Source organism: Furfurilactobacillus milii (genome assembly GCF_009863985.1).
Lineage (GTDB): Bacteria > Bacillota > Bacilli > Lactobacillales > Lactobacillaceae > Furfurilactobacillus > Furfurilactobacillus milii_A.
Genome location: NZ_WEZT01000021.1, coordinates 122,061 through 137,953 on the forward strand (window position 1 = coordinate 122,061; position 15,893 = coordinate 137,953).

Here is a 15,893-nt window from a genome sequence, read left to right on the forward strand (position 1 = left end):
ACGAGTAGGGTGTTTGCCGCACAACGCAGGCGCCAATGACACTAACCAATGCGCAAAAGTGGCTGGTAGATCACGTGATTGTGATTTACCAGCACTTTTGCATGTTTTCAAACGTTGGTTAAGTTTACAAATAAATTGAGGTTATTGAATAATGAAAATGATTGTTGGTTTAGGAAATATTGGACCACAGTATGATCGTACGCGACATAATGTCGGTTTTATGGTAATTGACCATGTTGCGGAAGAATATGGTGTGACGTTCAAACGTGCTAAACAAGAAGCACTGATCGGTAGCACACTGATTAGTGGTGAAAAGGTCTTACTGGTTAAACCGACGACATACATGAATGATTCGGGGCGTGCAGTGCGTCCGTTAATGGATTATTACGACATTCCGTTGGAAGATGTCATGATTGTCCATGATGATATGGACTTGCCAATTGGTAAAATTCGTTTGCGCCAAAAAGGATCCGCGGGTGGGCACAATGGTATTAAAAGCATCATTGCTTACGTTGGCACGCAAGCCTTTAAACGGGTGCGTGTCGGTATTGACCACCCAACGCGAATGAGCGTCGTTGATTACGTGCTTGGTCGCTTCACTGCTACTCAGACGATTGGCATTCGTAGTGGTATGGATGAAGCTCAGGCCGCGATTGAGAAGTGGGTCGAAGGCACAAAGTTCGACGAAGTAATGAACGAATTTAATTAAATTATCACGGACTATTAGAAAGGTTATTTATGGAAATTCAGGATTTTATGCGCCGTGCACCTGAATATCAGCAAATTGTTGCCGCAACTAATATGGGCCGACAATTAGTAACTGGTATTAACGGCTCAGCGCGGACACTGTTGATGGCGACCATGTTTATGGACCAGCAACAAACACAGCTAATGATAACCGATACGGCATTTCATGCTGGTCAATTGGTAAACGACTTACAAAATTTATTGCCTGAAAACCAAGTTTTCAATTTTCCTGCAGAAGAAATGTTGGCTACTGAAATTGCCACCAGTTCACCAGAATCGCGGGCAGAGCGTGTGCAGGCTTTGCACGCGCTACAATCTGATCAGCCGGTCATGGTAGTGACAGATTTGGCCGGATTACGGCGTTTCTTGCCGCAACCTGCTGATTTTAAGCAGGCCAGTTTGGTAATTGAAACAGGCGAAAACTATGATATGGCTAACTTGCAAACGCAGTTACACCAAATGGGTTACGGCCACGAACAGTTAGTGGCCCGGCCTGGTGACTACGCGATTCGTGGTTCAATTATGGATATTTATCCGCTGGATGCGGATTATCCGGTACGGATTGATTTCTTTGACGCTGAAGTGGATTCTTTGCGGACGTTTGATCCGGAGAACCAACGCAGTATTGATACGATTGATAACGTGACGGTTTTGCCGGCAACTGAATTCTTGGTCAGTGACGCGCAACTAGCTGCTGGTAAGAAAGCGCTGCAAAAGCAAGTTAACAAACAGGCCGAATCGTTGACTGGCGAAGATAAGAAAGCTTTGTTAGCTCATTTTAGTGTATTGCTAGCTGATGATGCGACACCGAGTGCTACCCCTGAACTAGGCCTGTATGCGAACCTGTTTTATGACCAAACGGCTGGACTGATGGATTACTTGCCCAAAGATGCGGTGGTATTAGTTGATGACTATGGTCGTTTACTAGATACTGATCGACGCATTGATGAGGACGAGGCCAACTGGATCACCGACCGTTTGCGAACTCACGAAATGTTACCTGACCAGGACCTGAGCTTAGATTTCCGAACAGTCATGCGGGAAGTTAAGCGCCCACAGATCTTCTTCTCACTGTTTCAGAAGGGGATGGGTAACGTCCGGTTTAACAAGCTGACAAATTTTGTCAGTCGTGAAATGCAAAAGTTTTTCGGTCAGTTGCCTGTATTAAAGGGTGAGGTTGAACGCTGGCAAAAACAGAAGCAGACGGTTGTCATCATGGTCAACAATGAGGACCGGATCAGTAAGGTCAATGATACGCTTCACGACTTTGGCATTTCTGCTTCGCTGGATAAGGCAACTAATTTGACGCCGGAAAGTGTTCAGGTCGTGCCTGCTACATTACAAAGTGGGTTCGAATTGCCGAGTGCTAACTTGGTGGTCATTACGGAAACCGAAATGTTTGCCAAGGTGACCCAAAAACGTGCGCGTCGGCAGACTTTGGCTAACGCTGAGCGGTTGCGTAGCTATACGGAATTGAAGCCGGGGGACTACGTGGTTCACGTCAACCACGGAATTGGTCGTTTTGAAGGGATGCAGACCATGGAAGTGGATGGTGTGCACCAGGATTACATCACAATTGATTATCAAAACAATGCGAAGATTTTTATTCCGGTCACCCAGTTAAATCTCATTCAGAAATATGTTTCATCTGAAGACAAAACTCCGCGCATCAATAAACTTGGCGGGACCGAGTGGGCCAAGACTAAAAGCAGTGTGGCTCGTAAGATTGAGGACATTGCGGATGAACTGGTGGATCTTTATGCTGCTCGTGAAGCGCAAAAGGGCCATGCTTTCCCGAAGGACGATGCCTATCAAGAGGAGTTTGAAGCGGCCTTCCCTTATGTGGAAACACCAGACCAGCTTAGAAGCACGGATGAAATTAAGCATGATATGGAACGTAACAAGCCAATGGACCGTTTGTTAGTTGGGGATGTTGGCTTTGGTAAAACGGAAGTTGCACTCCGGGCTGCGTTTAAAGCCATTGAAGATGGACGTCAGGTGGCCTTTTTGGTACCAACCACCATTTTGGCTCAGCAGCATTACGATACCATGGTGTCACGATTTGAAGGTTTTCCGATTAAAATCGGTATTCTGTCCCGGTTTGATACGCCAAGCCAGATGCGGGCAACGTTGGCTGAGCTAAAAGCCGGTGATATTGATATCGTTGTTGGGACGCACCGTTTGCTATCAAAAGACGTGGAATTTAAGGACCTCGGTTTATTGTTAGTTGATGAAGAACAGCGTTTTGGGGTCAAACACAAGGAACGGATCAAGCAAATGCGTTCTTCAGTTGATGTCTTGACGCTGACGGCCACTCCAATCCCACGAACTCTGAATATGTCAATGATTGGCGTGCGTGATTTGTCAGTTATCGAAACACCGCCAGCCAATCGTTATCCGATTCAAACCTATGTGATGGAAGCTAGTCCAGCTGCATTACAAGATGGCATTGCCCGTGAAATGGCTCGCGGTGGCCAAGTATTTTACCTGCATAATCGTGTTGACGACATCGAGCGGGTCGTTGAACAAATTCGTCAACTAGTGCCAGAAGCGCGGGTTGCTTATATTCACGGTAAGATGAGTGAAAACCAGTTGGAAAGTGTACTCTACGACTTCATTCGTGGTGAATACGATGTGCTTGTAACGACGACGATTATCGAAACTGGTGTGGATATTCCCAACGTTAATACGCTGTTTGTGGAAAACGCTGACAGAATGGGTTTGTCTCAACTTTATCAGTTACGTGGTCGAATTGGTCGTAGTAACCGCGTGGCATATGCGTACTTCACTTATCAACCGAATAAGGTACTGACAGAAGAAAGTGAAAAGCGACTTGAGGCGATTCGTGATTTCACTGAATTAGGCTCTGGATTCAAGATTGCCATGCGTGATCTCTCAATTCGTGGTGCCGGTAATTTACTTGGTCAACAGCAGCACGGGTTTATTGACTCCGTTGGCTATGACCTGTATACGCAAATGTTGTCGCAGGCGGTCGCTAAGAAACGTGGTAAAGAAGTGAAGGTTCGTTCTGACACCGAGATTGAACTAGGTGTCGAGGCTTACTTGCCAACGACCTACATTGAGGATCAACGTCAGAAAATTGAAATTTACAAACGAATTCGTGAATTGGAAAATGAAGACCAGTATGTGGAAGTCGACGAAGATCTGATTGATCGGTTTGGCGATTACCCAACTGAGGTTGCCAATCTCTTAGCTATCGGTCACCTTAAGATGGTGGCTGATCAAGCCCTGATTAGTAAGATTCGGCGTGTGGACGACAATATTAACGTGACTTTGTCCAAACAAGGGTCTGTGTTGTTCAATGGTGAAGATATCTTTAAAGCGTTGGCTAGCACTAAATTACGGGCGACAGTCAGTGACGAAGATGGTAAGATGATGGTCAAACTTGTGATTCAACCGAAGATGACTGAGGCCCAGTGGTTAGCATCTCTGTCTGCGTTTGTCAGTGCCTTGGCGGATAGGACAGAAGAATTGGCCACTACGGCATCAACGGCTGAACGAAAGGAGTAGCCATGCGCAAACAAGCAGCCACATCGTCGCACCCTAAACGGCGTCGACAGTCACGTGGTCTGGTGAACGGCGCTTTACTGTTATCCTTTGCTACGCTGATTGCAAAGGTGTTGAGTGCGTTTTACCGGATTCCGTTGCAAAACTTGGTCGGCAATACTGGTTTTTATGTCTACCAGCAAGTGTACCCACTTTACGGAATCGCGATGACGTTTGCGTTGAGTGGGTTACCGGTATTTATCTCAAAGCTTATTGCCGAAATCGATGAGGCGGCGGTTCGTCGTCAAGTTGCCAAACGGGTTTTGATTATTTTAGCCGTCTTTAGTGGTTGTTTGTTTGGACTCCTGTTTTTCGGTGCTCCAGTAATTGCTGTTGCGATGGGTGATCGCGGGTTGATTCCGTTGATTCAAGTCGTGTCGGGGATGGCTTTATTCATGCCGGGATTGGCAGTTGGTCGTGGTTACGCGCAGGGGCTCTTTGACATGAGGCCGACAGCAATCTCTCAGGTTGTTGAACAGGTGCTGCGGGTTGCCATTATCATTCTGGTTGCCTGGTTGGCCGCTTCCCAGCACTGGATTGTGTATCGCATGGGTGCTTGGGCAATGAGTGGCGCGCTGTTTGGTGCAGTAGCGGCACTGATCATATTTGTGCCATTTTATCAACAGTTATTTGGCCAACAAGACCAAGTTGTGCTGTCAAAAGACTATGATTGGTTAGTGTTGGCGCGCAGATTATTGCGCGAGGGTGGCACGATCTGCCTGTTTGCAGCGGTTGTCCTGTTACTTCAATTGGTTGATTCATTCACGGTCAAACGTGGTTTGGTTGGCGCGGGGATGACTCAAGCTGGTGCCAAGTCACTTAAAGGTGTCTATGACCGAGCTCAGCCGTTGATTCAATTGGGACTGGTCGTGGCAACCAGCTTTTCTGCAACATTGTTGCCAACGTTAAGTGCGGCCCTTAATGGTCGACGAGAAAAAGCAGTACAAACAACGTTGACGACGCTGATCCATGTCAGTGTAGCGTTATCAGTAACGGCGACTGCGGGACTGATAGTGTTAATGCCAATGATCAACTTGGTGTTGTTTGGCAGTATGACGGGCAGTATGGCGCTTGCCATTTATTGTTTAAGTATCGTTTTCGCCAGTTTAATCAGCACGTATAATAGTATTTTGCAAAGCATGAACCAGTACCGCTTGTCATTAATGGCCTTATTGGCCGGAGTGTTGGCAAAGGCACTATTCAACTATCAGGCGGTCGTTTCGTTTGGTATCAACGGGGCCAGCTGGATGACAGTAATAAGTCTGTTTGTCATGCTGGTGGTGATCTGGCTTGGCAGTCCAGCGGAAATGCGTGAAGCATTAACAGGGGGCCGATTTGTCCGCAAGCTAGGATTAGCAACCCTGGTGATGGCCATCATCACCGGTTTTATTGCCAATCAACTGCAACTGTCGTTAGGACCAGGCCGAATATCGGCTATTTGGGTTACTTTAGTTGGTGTGATCGTTGGTGTCATAACCTTTGTTGGCATGGCTTTGTGGACTCGGCTCTTCTCGACGCGTGAGTGGTTGACACTCCCTGGCGGCAAACGGTTATTGAAAATAATCGTGCAGTTTGAAAATAATTAATTCTTATGAGAGATAAAAATAAATCGAAATAAAGAAAAGTGAGGAACTAACGATGCGGTTAGATAAATTTTTGAAAATTTCCCGAATCATCAAACGACGTCCAGTGGCAAAAGAAATTGCTGATAAAGGACGAATTACAGTTAACGGTAACCAGGCCAAATCATCCAGTAACGTAAATGTTAACGATGAACTGGTTATTGCATTTGGCAATAAAACATTAACGGTAAAAGTGGAACAATTGTTGGAGACGACCAAAAAAGAGGACGCAGAAAAAATGTACAAGATTGTGTCTGAAACCTATGCTAAGGATTACCGTACTCAGGAGTAGGGCGGCCGCTTGCATAACGAAAGTACGTTCGTATTAAGATGGAGTTAAACCCTTGATGTGTAACGGAATTGTCATTTACATTCAATTTTTCCGTTGCTATACTTTAAACAGTTGCTTAGAAAAAAGTGAATCTGTGACAAGGTGGCCAAAAAACGATGGAAAACGGACAATCTGTTCATCAATTGAATAACGATTATGTTAAACGGTTACGTGAAAGCGAACGTCAACATAATCAGCAGCAACATGATTTGTCCCACCGTCGTCGGCGGCGTGCTTTAAGAATCATAGCGGTGTTTGCTGTGATTGCTGTGCTTAGTTTTTGGGCATACGAAAAAAATGTCGCTAATCTTAACCAGATTAATGCGGAAAATGCCAAGACAAGCCGGCAACTAAAAACCGCAAATGAAAAAAATGGTCAACTTAACCAGCAGGTAAAACAATTGCATAACGATACTTATCTTACGCAATTGATTCGTGATAAGTATCTTTATTCGAAGAATGGTGAGATTGTTTACAATCTACCGAAGAATTCTAAATAGTTATTTGTTGAATAACAGCCGCAGTGACTTTGTCCGCGACTGTTTTATGTTACAATCATGGTAATTTTATGATATGCATCATACTAATGCAGGAGGATATATTTTTTTATGGCAGTGGAAGTCGGTAACAAGGTTTCTGGCAAGGTAACAGGCATCACGAACTTTGGTGCGTTTGTTGATTTAGGTGAACACCAGAGTGGATTAGTTCATATCAGCCAGATTTCGAATGAGTACATTAAAGATATTCATGATGTTCTGAATGTCGGCGATGAAGTAACGGTAAAGGTGTTATCGATGGAAAAGGGAAAAATTGCCCTTTCCATGAAAGCTGCTGAAGACCGTCCTGCAACGACTCAATCTCATGGTGAACATAGTCGTGGTGGGAATCATGAACATCACGAAAATCATGAAGGGCACGAGTTTCATAATGGTGGTCACGACAATCACAGCAACAATCATGGCCGCAATGAGCACGGTAATAGTCGCGGTGGTAACCGAGGCCATCAGCCTGATAACAGTTTTGATGGCATGATGGCTAGCTTCTTAAAAGATAGTGAGCAGCGGCTTGCAACACTTAAACATAATACTGAAGGAAAGCGTGGCGGTCGTGGTGGCCGTCGTAGCTAGTAATTTAAAGCGAGATACTGGCGGCAAAAGCCATTTTGCTGATTGACGTTAAATGTCAAAATCACAGGGACTTGTTTTAATGTAAATGATCCCACTCCCAAATTCGGGAACGAGATCGTTTTTATTATTTAGTGAAAAAACTTGACCGGTATGTTGATTAAGTGGGAATGTTGGTTAAGCAACTGTTTACCGAATGAAAATTTTGCTGACCGGCTTAAAAGGAGTCAATCGATGGATCGAGTTTTACAGCAGTTTTTGACTGCGAATCAAACACATCATTTGTGGCAGTCAGATGATACAGTGGTTGTTGCTGTATCAACAGGCGTAGATTCAATGACGTTACTACACCTTTTTTTGAATTTGCCAAATCAGCAACGACCTTCCTTGGTGGTTGCCCATGTAAATCATCAACTGCGAAAGCAAAGTGATGTGGAAGAAGCCTTTTTAAGAGATTATTGCAAACAGCTTAACGTCCCGCTGGTGGTTGCCCACTGGCTGTCAAAGGATCATCCCGACACTGGTATTGAAGCAGCGGCTCGCCGTTTTCGCTACGATTTTTTTGAACAAGTGATGACAGAATATCATGCGACATTGCTGGCAACGGCACATCAGGAAGATGAAACGGCAGAAACTGGACTCATGCGGCTCATTGAAGGCCGAAGCATGACAGAACCGTTGGGGATTGCTTGGAAACGTTCGTTTGGTAAAGGCGACCTGATTCGCCCCTTACTCGGCATTAGTAAGACGTCCATCCGCGATTATGCACGTCGACAAAATCTGCAGACGTTTGAAGATGAAACTAATACGCAACTGACAACCAAAAGAAATCGGCTTCGTCACCAGATTTTGCCACTGTTAACGAAGGAAAATCCGTCGTTCAAGCACGATTTTGCCAATAATCTGAATGATCAAGTTGCTGTTAATACATATTTACAGCAGCAAGCCTCATTAGCACTTGTCGATATTGGTCATTCTGTTGATGCCTTATTGCGGCATCCGATGCCAACCCTGTTGCTTTTACGCCAAGCGTTTTCGGAACGAGTAACGGATGGGATGACAGCATCAATCGAATTGACTGCTTGGCATAACGCGGTTGACGCGCTCATGTCTGCCAAGTCCGAGTTTAACGTTGACTTGGGGGCAGGTTGGCAACTGTGTCGACGGTACGATGAATTCACTTTTAAACGATATGCCAATAATCCGCAAAAAAACGCGTCCCAGCAACAACCAGTAAGGGAAACTATGGTAACATTAAACAAATGGACGGCTGTGACAGAGACGTGTCAAGTGGGACTGTTTGATGCAAGCCAGGTAGTCACCATGAGGCCAGATTTTCTGAGCGTACATTTGCATGTTGACGCAAGTGAATTACCGTTGTTGATTCGGCAGGCTAAAGCTACGGATCAGTTGGCATTAAAAAATGGTCAACATCAATCAGTTAGACGAGTGCTAATCAACCAAAAAGTGCCATTGGAGGACCGTCCACATCAATTAATTGTGACGACGGTTAACAATGAGCCATTATGGTTAGTTGGTCGTCGCGTAGCTGTCACAAAGTCGGATCATCAGTTAGTCGAAATTTGCGTGAGATTGAGGCAAGGAGTGGAACATGAATAACGACATTGAAAAAACGCTCTACAGTGCGGAAGAAATTAAGGCAGCCGCACACCGATTAGGGATGCAATTGACAGAAGATTACCGGGACAAACGGCCCATTTTGATTTCAGTTCTTAAGGGCGCTATTCTCTGGACGGTAGACGTCATGAAGGAAATGGACATTATGGCAGAAGTCGATTTCATTGATGTGTCCAGTTATCACGGCGGTCTGGCCTCAACTGGTGAGATTCAGCTCATTCATGATTTAAGTGCGGATGTCGCAGGTCGTAACGTTATCATCATGGAAGATATTATTGATACTGGGAGAACACTTAAGTTCTTGATCGATTTGCTAAATGAACGTCACGCTAAGGACATCAAGGTATGTACCCTGTTGGATAAACCAGAGGGGCGCGTCGTTGAAGCAAAAGCTGACTATGTCGGTTTCCAGCTGCCAAAAGAATTTGTGGTCGGTTATGGGCTGGACTACAAAGAATTTTATCGTAATTTACCATACGTCGGTGTTCTTAAACCGGAAGTTTATGAGAACGATAATTAGTAATTATACGAAATAGTGCATTAATCAAAATGACCTTGTAAATGAGGGTCAGCGAGAGTGTTCTCAAGAAACTTTAGGAAAAGCGAAAATAAGCGTTATTTTTGTTTGGTCAAGATAGGTCAATTGTGCTATGATATGATTCATCAACGGGGGTAAACCCGTTCAGTTCAGTTTTCTGGACAAAAAATACTGAATTATGCTGTCAGGAGGCACTGTATGAACTCACGCCGAAACGGACCAGTCCGCAACAGCCTGTTCTGGATCGTGATCTTCTTGTCATTTATGGGAATCTTGTATTTCTTCTTTGGCAATAGTTCCGGATCACAGACTCAGAATATTCGCTCTAGTGAATTTGTTCGTAATTTAAAGGATAACAAAATTAAGAACTTTCAGGTGCAACCTGCCGGTGGCGTTTACAAGATTACCGGTGAGTATCGGAAAGCTCAAAAAGTTTCCAATAACAGTAATTCAGCACTTGGACTAGGTAACAATCAATCCAGTAAGGCAAAGAGCTTTACCAGTTCTATTCTTGAAAATAACGCAAGTGTAAAACAGGTAACAGACGCCGCTGCTAAACATAACGTAAAGATGGACACTAAGGCAGAAGAATCCAGTGGTTTCTGGATTAATCTGATTAGTTTAATCTTACCGATTGTCTTGATTGGTTTCTTCTTCTATATGATGATGGGTCAGGCTGGTCAAGGCGGTGCCGGTGGTCGTGGCGGTGTCACGAGCTTCGGGAAATCCCGTGCTAAACCTGCTGATCCTAAGAGCAACACCGTTCGTTTTAGTGATGTTGCTGGTGAAGAAGAAGAGAAACAAGAATTGGTCGAAGTTGTTGAATTCTTGAAGGATCCTCATAAGTTCACCACGCTGGGTGCACATATTCCAGCGGGTGTCTTACTCGAGGGCCCGCCTGGTACTGGTAAAACATTGTTAGCGAAGGCTGTTGCCGGTGAAGCTGGCGTGCCATTCTTCTCCATGTCTGGTTCAGACTTCGTTGAAATGTTTGTCGGTGTTGGTGCTAGTCGTGTTCGTGACCTGTTTGATCAGGCCAAAAAGAGCGCACCATCGATTATCTTTATCGATGAAATTGATGCCGTTGGGCGTCAACGTGGTACCGGCATGGGCGGTGGTCATGATGAACGTGAACAAACATTGAACCAATTGTTGGTTGAAATGGATGGGTTCACTGGTAACGAAGGTGTTATTGTCATGGCAGCCACTAACCGTTCTGACGTTTTGGACCCAGCTTTGTTACGTCCTGGTCGTTTCGACCGGAAGATCCTAGTTGGTCGTCCAGACGTTAAGGGCCGTGAAGCAATTCTGAAGGTTCACTCAAAAGGCAAGCCATTGGCAGCCAATGTGGATCTAAAAGAAATTGCGAAACAGACGCCAGGGTTTGTTGGTGCAGACTTAGCTAACTTGCTAAATGAAGCTGCTTTGTTAGCAGCTCGTCGTGGTAAAACTCAAATCGATGCGGCTGACTTAGATGAGGCCGAAGATCGCGTTATTGCTGGGCCGGCCAAACATGACCGGGTTATCTCTGACCAAGAGCGTCGAACCGTTGCTTTCCATGAAGCCGGTCATACAATCGTTGGGTTGGTACTTAACGATGCGCGTGTGGTTCATAAAGTAACGATCGTTCCTCGTGGACGCGCTGGTGGTTATGCCATCATGTTGCCACGTGAAGATCAAATGCTGATGAGTAAAAAGGATGCTAACGAACAGATTGCCGGTTTAATGGGTGGTCGGGCCGCTGAACAAATCATCTTTAACTCCGAATCATCTGGTGCTTCGAACGACTTTGAACAAGCAACACAGATTGCTCGTTCAATGGTTACTCAGTACGGGATGAGTGACAAATTGGGGATGGTCGCACTTGAAGGCGAAAACCAAGCTGCGATGGCTCAATATGGTCAACAGCCTAATTATTCACAAGAAACGGCTTCACTGATTGATGAAGAAGTTCGCCGTTTAACTACAGAAGGTTACACGGAAGCTGTTAACATCATTCAGAGTCACCGTGAACAGCATAAGCTGATTGCGGAAGCCTTGTTGAAGTATGAAACGTTGGATGAAAAGCAAATCCTTAGTTTATTCAAGACAGGCAAAATGCCTGAAACGCAACCTGCAGATGAAAATCCGCAAGCGGCAACATTTGAACAAGCCAAGAGTGCTTTGCAACAACGTGAACAGGAACGTGCGGCAGAACATGAAGTATCAACTTCAGAATCTGCTCAACCTGATCAATCTGCCAGTGAGAGTGCAAACAGCCAAGCTAATAGTGCTGCAAGTGCGGATCACAGCGATGATTCTTCAGACTCCAACCAGTTATAATAATGAGCACATTATCGGAAATTAGGCTGTTTTCGATAATGTGCTTTTTGTTTTTACCAAATGGAAGACTGGCGTTTGACTAACGTTTTTAATGTAATTGCGGTATACTAACTTTCAGAATTTTTTCAAGGAGTAAACTATGGCTAACTATTTAGTTAAAAGTATTATTGACGATGGTAATTTTCGTGCCTACGCCGTCAACTCAACCAATGTTGTTGCGGAAGCACAGCAGCGACATGACACATGGAGTGCGTTTTCGGCAGCCCTGGGGCGTACACTAACCGCTACACTATTACTTTCCACTTCGTTGATGAAGGGGCAGGAAAGTATGACTGTCAAGGTTCAGGGAGATGGGCCAGCAAAGGGGATTGTGGTTGATGCAGATGCCAATGGCCACGTTAAGGGCTACATTGTAAATCCCCATGTCCACTTACCATTAAACGATAAGGGACATATTGATGTTGGTGCCGCTGTTGGCAAGAATGGTGCATTGTCGGTTACCAAAAACTTAGGTTTGGATAAACCGTACACTGGTCAAGTTGCCTTGGTCAGTGGTGAAATAGGTGATGACTTCACATATTACCTAGCACAATCTGAACAGATTCCATCAGCGGTAGGCGTGTCTGTCTTTGTTGAAAAGGACAACAGCATCGGCGTTGCCGGCGGATTCATGATTCAGGTGTTGCCAGGTGCGTCTGACAAAGCGATTTCAGAGCTTGAAGCCAGTCTGAAGGACTTACCTCAAGTGTCACAGTTACTCCGTGATGGTAAAACACCGGAAGATATCTTAAATGATCTGTTTGGCAAGGAGCGGGTCAAAGTTTTGGAACGTGTACCCGTTAGTTTTCAATGTGATTGTTCAAAGGATAAATTTGCCAAAGACCTGGCCAGTTTACCGGACAAGGACCTTAAAGATATGATCACTGAGGATCATGGTGCTGAAGCAGTTTGCCGTTTTTGTGGTAACAAATATCAGTTTAGTGAACAGGAACTACAAACGATTTTGAGCGAAAAGAACGCGTAGCGGAGGAAAACGATGAAGTGGAAAATTGGTGATATTGAGATTCCGAATCAGATTGTGGTGGCACCGATGGCAGGTGTGACTAATTCGGCGTTTCGACTTATCTGTAAAGAATTCGGTGCTGGACTCGTCGTTTGTGAGATGATTTCTGACCGTGGCATTATGTATAAGAATAAAAAGACCCTCTCCATGATGAAGGTTGAAGAGGCCGAACACCCGATGAGTATTCAAATCTTTGGTGGCACTAAGGAAACGTTGGTTCAAGCGGCAGAATATGTCGATCAACATACTGAAGCAGACATCATTGACATCAACATGGGATGTCCCGTTAACAAGGTGGTTAAAACGGATGCTGGTGCTCGTTGGCTACTTGACCCTAACAAGGTGTATGAAATGGTTTCGTATGTGACTGATGCGGTCAAAAAGCCGGTTACCGTTAAAATGCGGACAGGCTGGGATCCTGATCATATTTATGCGGTGGAGAATGCATTAGCGGCCGAACGTGGTGGTGCTTCGGCTTTGGCTATGCATGGCCGAACACGGTATCAGTTCTATGAAGGACACTCAGATTGGAATGTCCTTCATGAAGTAGCCAAGGAGATTCATATTCCATTTATGGGGAATGGCGACATCCAAACACCGCAGGACGCCAAGAAGATGATTGAAGAGGTTGGCGCGGATGCAGCAATGGTTGGCCGCGCTGCGGAAGGTAATCCATGGGTATTGGGACAAATGGCCCACTATCTTGAAACAGGCGAAATTTTGCCAGAACCAACGCCGGCTGAAAAAGTGGCGACTGCTAAAGAACATTTGCAACGACTGGTTGATCTAAAGGGCGAACATGTTGGTCCCCGTGAGTTCCGAGGACAGGCTACGTATTATCTGAAAGGTATTTCTCACTCGGCACGAACTAAGGTAGCGCTGAATAATGCCGACACACAGGAAGAAATGAACGACATTTTCGATCGTTTCTTGGATAAGCTAGCAGCACGGGATGCTCGTGAAAGTTCACAAATTGCCGGTAGCTAAAGGTTATTTAGTGTAGAATGGTGTTTGTGAGAAATTGACAGAAGTGAGGGATTAATTTGGCAAAGCAAGAAGCAAGCATGAATGACCAGATGAAGGTTCGTCGTGAAAAGCTACAAGAATTGCGCGACGAAGGCATTGAACCGTTTGGGCATCGTTTTGATCGGACACATTTAGCACAACAATTGCATGATCAGTTTGGTGAAGAAGACAAGGAAACGCTGGAGTCTCAAGCTAACGTAGTGACTATTGCTGGACGAATGGTTTCTAAGCGAGGTAAAGGTAAGGTTGGTTTTGCAGATTTAAAGGATCGCACTGGCAAAATCCAAATTTACGTTCGTAAAGATGTGATTGGCGAAGCCATGTATCATGTTTTCAAACGTTCAGATATTGGTGACTTTATTGGTGTTAAAGGTGATGTCATCAAAACGGATATGGGCGAATTGACGGTTCGTGCACAGGAAGTCACCTTCTTGAGCAAGTCGTTACGGCCATTGCCGGATAAATTTCATGGTTTAACGAACCAGGAGCAGATTTATCGTCAACGTTATTTGGATTTGATTGCCAACGATGACAGTTTTGCTCGCTTCCAAAAGCGGACAAAGATTATTACTGCTATTCGTCACTATCTAGATGGCTTAGACTTCCAAGAAGTTGAAACACCAGTGTTACACAACATTGCTGGTGGTGCGGCTGCCCGTCCGTTTGTCACACACCACAATGCGTTAAATATTGAATTGTACTTACGGATTGCTTTGGAACTACATTTAAAGCGACTTATTGTCGGTGGTATGGAACGCGTTTATGAAATTGGCCGTGTTTTCCGTAATGAAGGTATCGACACGCGCCATAATCCTGAGTTCACAATGCTGGAGTCTTACGTGGCGTACTGGGACTTCCATGATGTCATGGACGAAACAGAAGGCATTTTTAAGGCAGCTGCGCATGCAGTAACACCTGATGCTGTTGTGACTTACCAGGACCAAACGCTTGATTTGAATAAGCCATTTAAACGTGTCCACATGGTAGATGCCATTAAAGAAGTGACGGGTATTGATTTCTGGAAGCCAATGTCATTGGACGAAGCAAAGGCGTTGGCCGATAAAAATGGCATTCACTATGAAAAGTTCTGGACTGTTGGTCATATTATTAACCAGTTCTTTGAAGACAAAGTCCAAGACACGTTAGTTCAACCAACGTTTATTTATGGACATCCAGTAGAAATTTCACCATTGGCAAAGAAGAATCCAGATGACCCACGATTCACGGATCGTTTTGAACTGTATATTATGGGAAATGAATTTGCGAATGCGTTCTCTGAATTAAATGATCCAATTGATCAGCGCGAACGTTTCGAGCAACAAGCTAAGGAACGGGATGCTGGGGATGACGAGGCTCAATTGATTGACGAAGACTTCGTCGAGGCTTTAGAGTACGGCATGCCACCAACCGGCGGTCTAGGTATTGGGGTTGATCGTTTAGTCATGTTATTAACAGATGCACCGTCGATTCGCGATGTTCTGTTATTCCCAACGATGCGCGCTGAGGATAATAGTGAGAATGAATAGTCTTAGTCATATACATGATCTTATGTATTTGTGACTAGCTAAGTCTACAGACGAATGACGAGCTAAAAAAGGATGATCACATTTATTGTGATCATCCTTTTTTTGTAGCTTGAATTTACACTTTAAGTGCAACACTAATTAAATAAAGAATGGCCCATGGCCAAATTTCTGTAAAATGATGTTTGCGAAAACAATCATGAAAGGAATTTAGCCATGGATCACTACAAGCATATTACCATAGATGAACGGGAAACTATCTTTTTAATGAGGAATCATGGAAACTCACTTCGTGAGATTGCCAGCCATATCAAGAAAAGTTACTCAACCATTTCTCGAGAATTAAGCCGTAATTCTACTGGTAAATCCTATTCACCTTCGAAGGCTCAGGA

Annotated in this window: 13 protein-coding genes; all 13 read left to right on the plus strand. The window is 44.7% G+C overall.

Annotated features, from left to right (window positions below):
• Positions 1-151 precede the first annotated feature (151 nt).
• Complete coding sequence (pth, locus tag GB992_RS10080; RefSeq protein ID WP_161002322.1) at positions 152-709, plus strand: aminoacyl-tRNA hydrolase; 558 nt, start codon at positions 152-154, stop codon at positions 707-709.
• Positions 710-738: 29 nt separating this feature from the next.
• Positions 739-4,278 carry a transcription-repair coupling factor gene (gene mfd / locus GB992_RS10085; protein ID WP_161002323.1) on the plus strand — a complete coding sequence of 1,180 codons (3,540 nt, stop codon included), beginning with the start codon at positions 739-741 and terminating at the stop codon, positions 4,276-4,278.
• Positions 4,279-4,280: 2 nt separating this feature from the next.
• Positions 4,281-5,900 (plus strand): putative polysaccharide biosynthesis protein, encoded by a 1,620-nt coding sequence (locus GB992_RS10090; protein WP_161002324.1) that lies wholly within the window; start codon positions 4,281-4,283, stop codon positions 5,898-5,900.
• A gap of 52 nt (positions 5,901-5,952) precedes the next feature.
• On the plus strand, positions 5,953-6,228 hold the full coding sequence (locus GB992_RS10095; RefSeq protein ID WP_161002325.1) for an RNA-binding S4 domain-containing protein: 276 nt from the start codon (positions 5,953-5,955) through the stop codon (positions 6,226-6,228).
• A gap of 155 nt (positions 6,229-6,383) precedes the next feature.
• Positions 6,384-6,767, plus strand: coding sequence for an FtsB family cell division protein (locus GB992_RS10100; RefSeq protein WP_161002326.1), 384 nt, complete (start codon positions 6,384-6,386; stop codon positions 6,765-6,767).
• A 108-nt stretch (positions 6,768-6,875) separates the two neighbouring features.
• Positions 6,876-7,394, plus strand: a complete 519-nt coding sequence (locus GB992_RS10105) for a S1 domain-containing RNA-binding protein (RefSeq protein ID WP_161002327.1) — start codon at positions 6,876-6,878, stop codon at positions 7,392-7,394.
• A gap of 231 nt (positions 7,395-7,625) precedes the next feature.
• Positions 7,626-9,011: a tRNA lysidine(34) synthetase TilS gene (tilS, locus tag GB992_RS10110; protein WP_161002328.1), complete on the plus strand. Its 1,386-nt coding sequence runs from the start codon at positions 7,626-7,628 to the stop codon at positions 9,009-9,011.
• Entirely contained in the window at positions 9,004-9,549 is a 546-nt protein-coding gene (gene hpt / locus GB992_RS10115) for a hypoxanthine phosphoribosyltransferase (protein ID WP_161002329.1), read from the plus strand. The genes tilS and hpt overlap by 8 nt, the downstream gene beginning before the upstream one ends.
• A 216-nt stretch (positions 9,550-9,765) precedes the next feature.
• Positions 9,766-11,889 carry an ATP-dependent zinc metalloprotease FtsH gene (ftsH, locus tag GB992_RS10120; RefSeq protein ID WP_161002330.1) on the plus strand — a complete coding sequence of 708 codons (2,124 nt, stop codon included), beginning with the start codon at positions 9,766-9,768 and terminating at the stop codon, positions 11,887-11,889.
• A gap of 139 nt (positions 11,890-12,028) precedes the next feature.
• Positions 12,029-12,913 (plus strand): Hsp33 family molecular chaperone HslO, encoded by an 885-nt coding sequence (gene hslO, locus GB992_RS10125; protein WP_161002331.1) that lies wholly within the window; start codon positions 12,029-12,031, stop codon positions 12,911-12,913.
• A 12-nt stretch (positions 12,914-12,925) separates the two neighbouring features.
• On the plus strand, positions 12,926-13,939 hold the full coding sequence (gene dusB, locus GB992_RS10130) for a tRNA dihydrouridine synthase DusB (protein ID WP_161002332.1): 1,014 nt from the start codon (positions 12,926-12,928) through the stop codon (positions 13,937-13,939).
• Between the two features lie 77 nt (positions 13,940-14,016).
• Positions 14,017-15,504, plus strand: a complete 1,488-nt coding sequence (gene lysS / locus GB992_RS10135; protein WP_421017458.1) for a lysine--tRNA ligase — start codon at positions 14,017-14,019, stop codon at positions 15,502-15,504.
• Between the two features lie 213 nt (positions 15,505-15,717).
• The coding region (locus tag GB992_RS10140; protein ID WP_161002334.1) for a helix-turn-helix domain-containing protein at positions 15,718-15,893 on the plus strand (176 nt) is incomplete at its 3' end.

Excerpts from the sequence above, each read along its gene's own strand:
- lysS (WP_421017458.1), top strand. The coding sequence starts at position 14,017 with ATGAATGACCAGATGAAGGTTCGTCGTGAAAAGCTACAAGAATTGCGC.
- dusB (WP_161002332.1), top strand. The coding sequence starts at position 12,926 with ATGAAGTGGAAAATTGGTGATATTGAGATTCCGAATCAGATTGTGGTG.
- hslO (WP_161002331.1), top strand. The coding sequence starts at position 12,029 with ATGGCTAACTATTTAGTTAAAAGTATTATTGACGATGGTAATTTTCGT.
- GB992_RS10090 (WP_161002324.1), top strand. The coding sequence starts at position 4,281 with ATGCGCAAACAAGCAGCCACATCGTCGCACCCTAAACGGCGTCGACAG.
- GB992_RS10105 (WP_161002327.1), top strand. The coding sequence starts at position 6,876 with ATGGCAGTGGAAGTCGGTAACAAGGTTTCTGGCAAGGTAACAGGCATC.
- GB992_RS10100 (WP_161002326.1), top strand. The coding sequence starts at position 6,384 with ATGGAAAACGGACAATCTGTTCATCAATTGAATAACGATTATGTTAAA.
- hpt (WP_161002329.1), top strand. The coding sequence starts at position 9,004 with ATGAATAACGACATTGAAAAAACGCTCTACAGTGCGGAAGAAATTAAG.
- ftsH (WP_161002330.1), top strand. The coding sequence starts at position 9,766 with ATGAACTCACGCCGAAACGGACCAGTCCGCAACAGCCTGTTCTGGATC.
- mfd (WP_161002323.1), top strand. The coding sequence starts at position 739 with ATGGAAATTCAGGATTTTATGCGCCGTGCACCTGAATATCAGCAAATT.
- pth (WP_161002322.1), top strand. The coding sequence starts at position 152 with ATGAAAATGATTGTTGGTTTAGGAAATATTGGACCACAGTATGATCGT.
- tilS (WP_161002328.1), top strand. The coding sequence starts at position 7,626 with ATGGATCGAGTTTTACAGCAGTTTTTGACTGCGAATCAAACACATCAT.
- GB992_RS10095 (WP_161002325.1), top strand. The coding sequence starts at position 5,953 with ATGCGGTTAGATAAATTTTTGAAAATTTCCCGAATCATCAAACGACGT.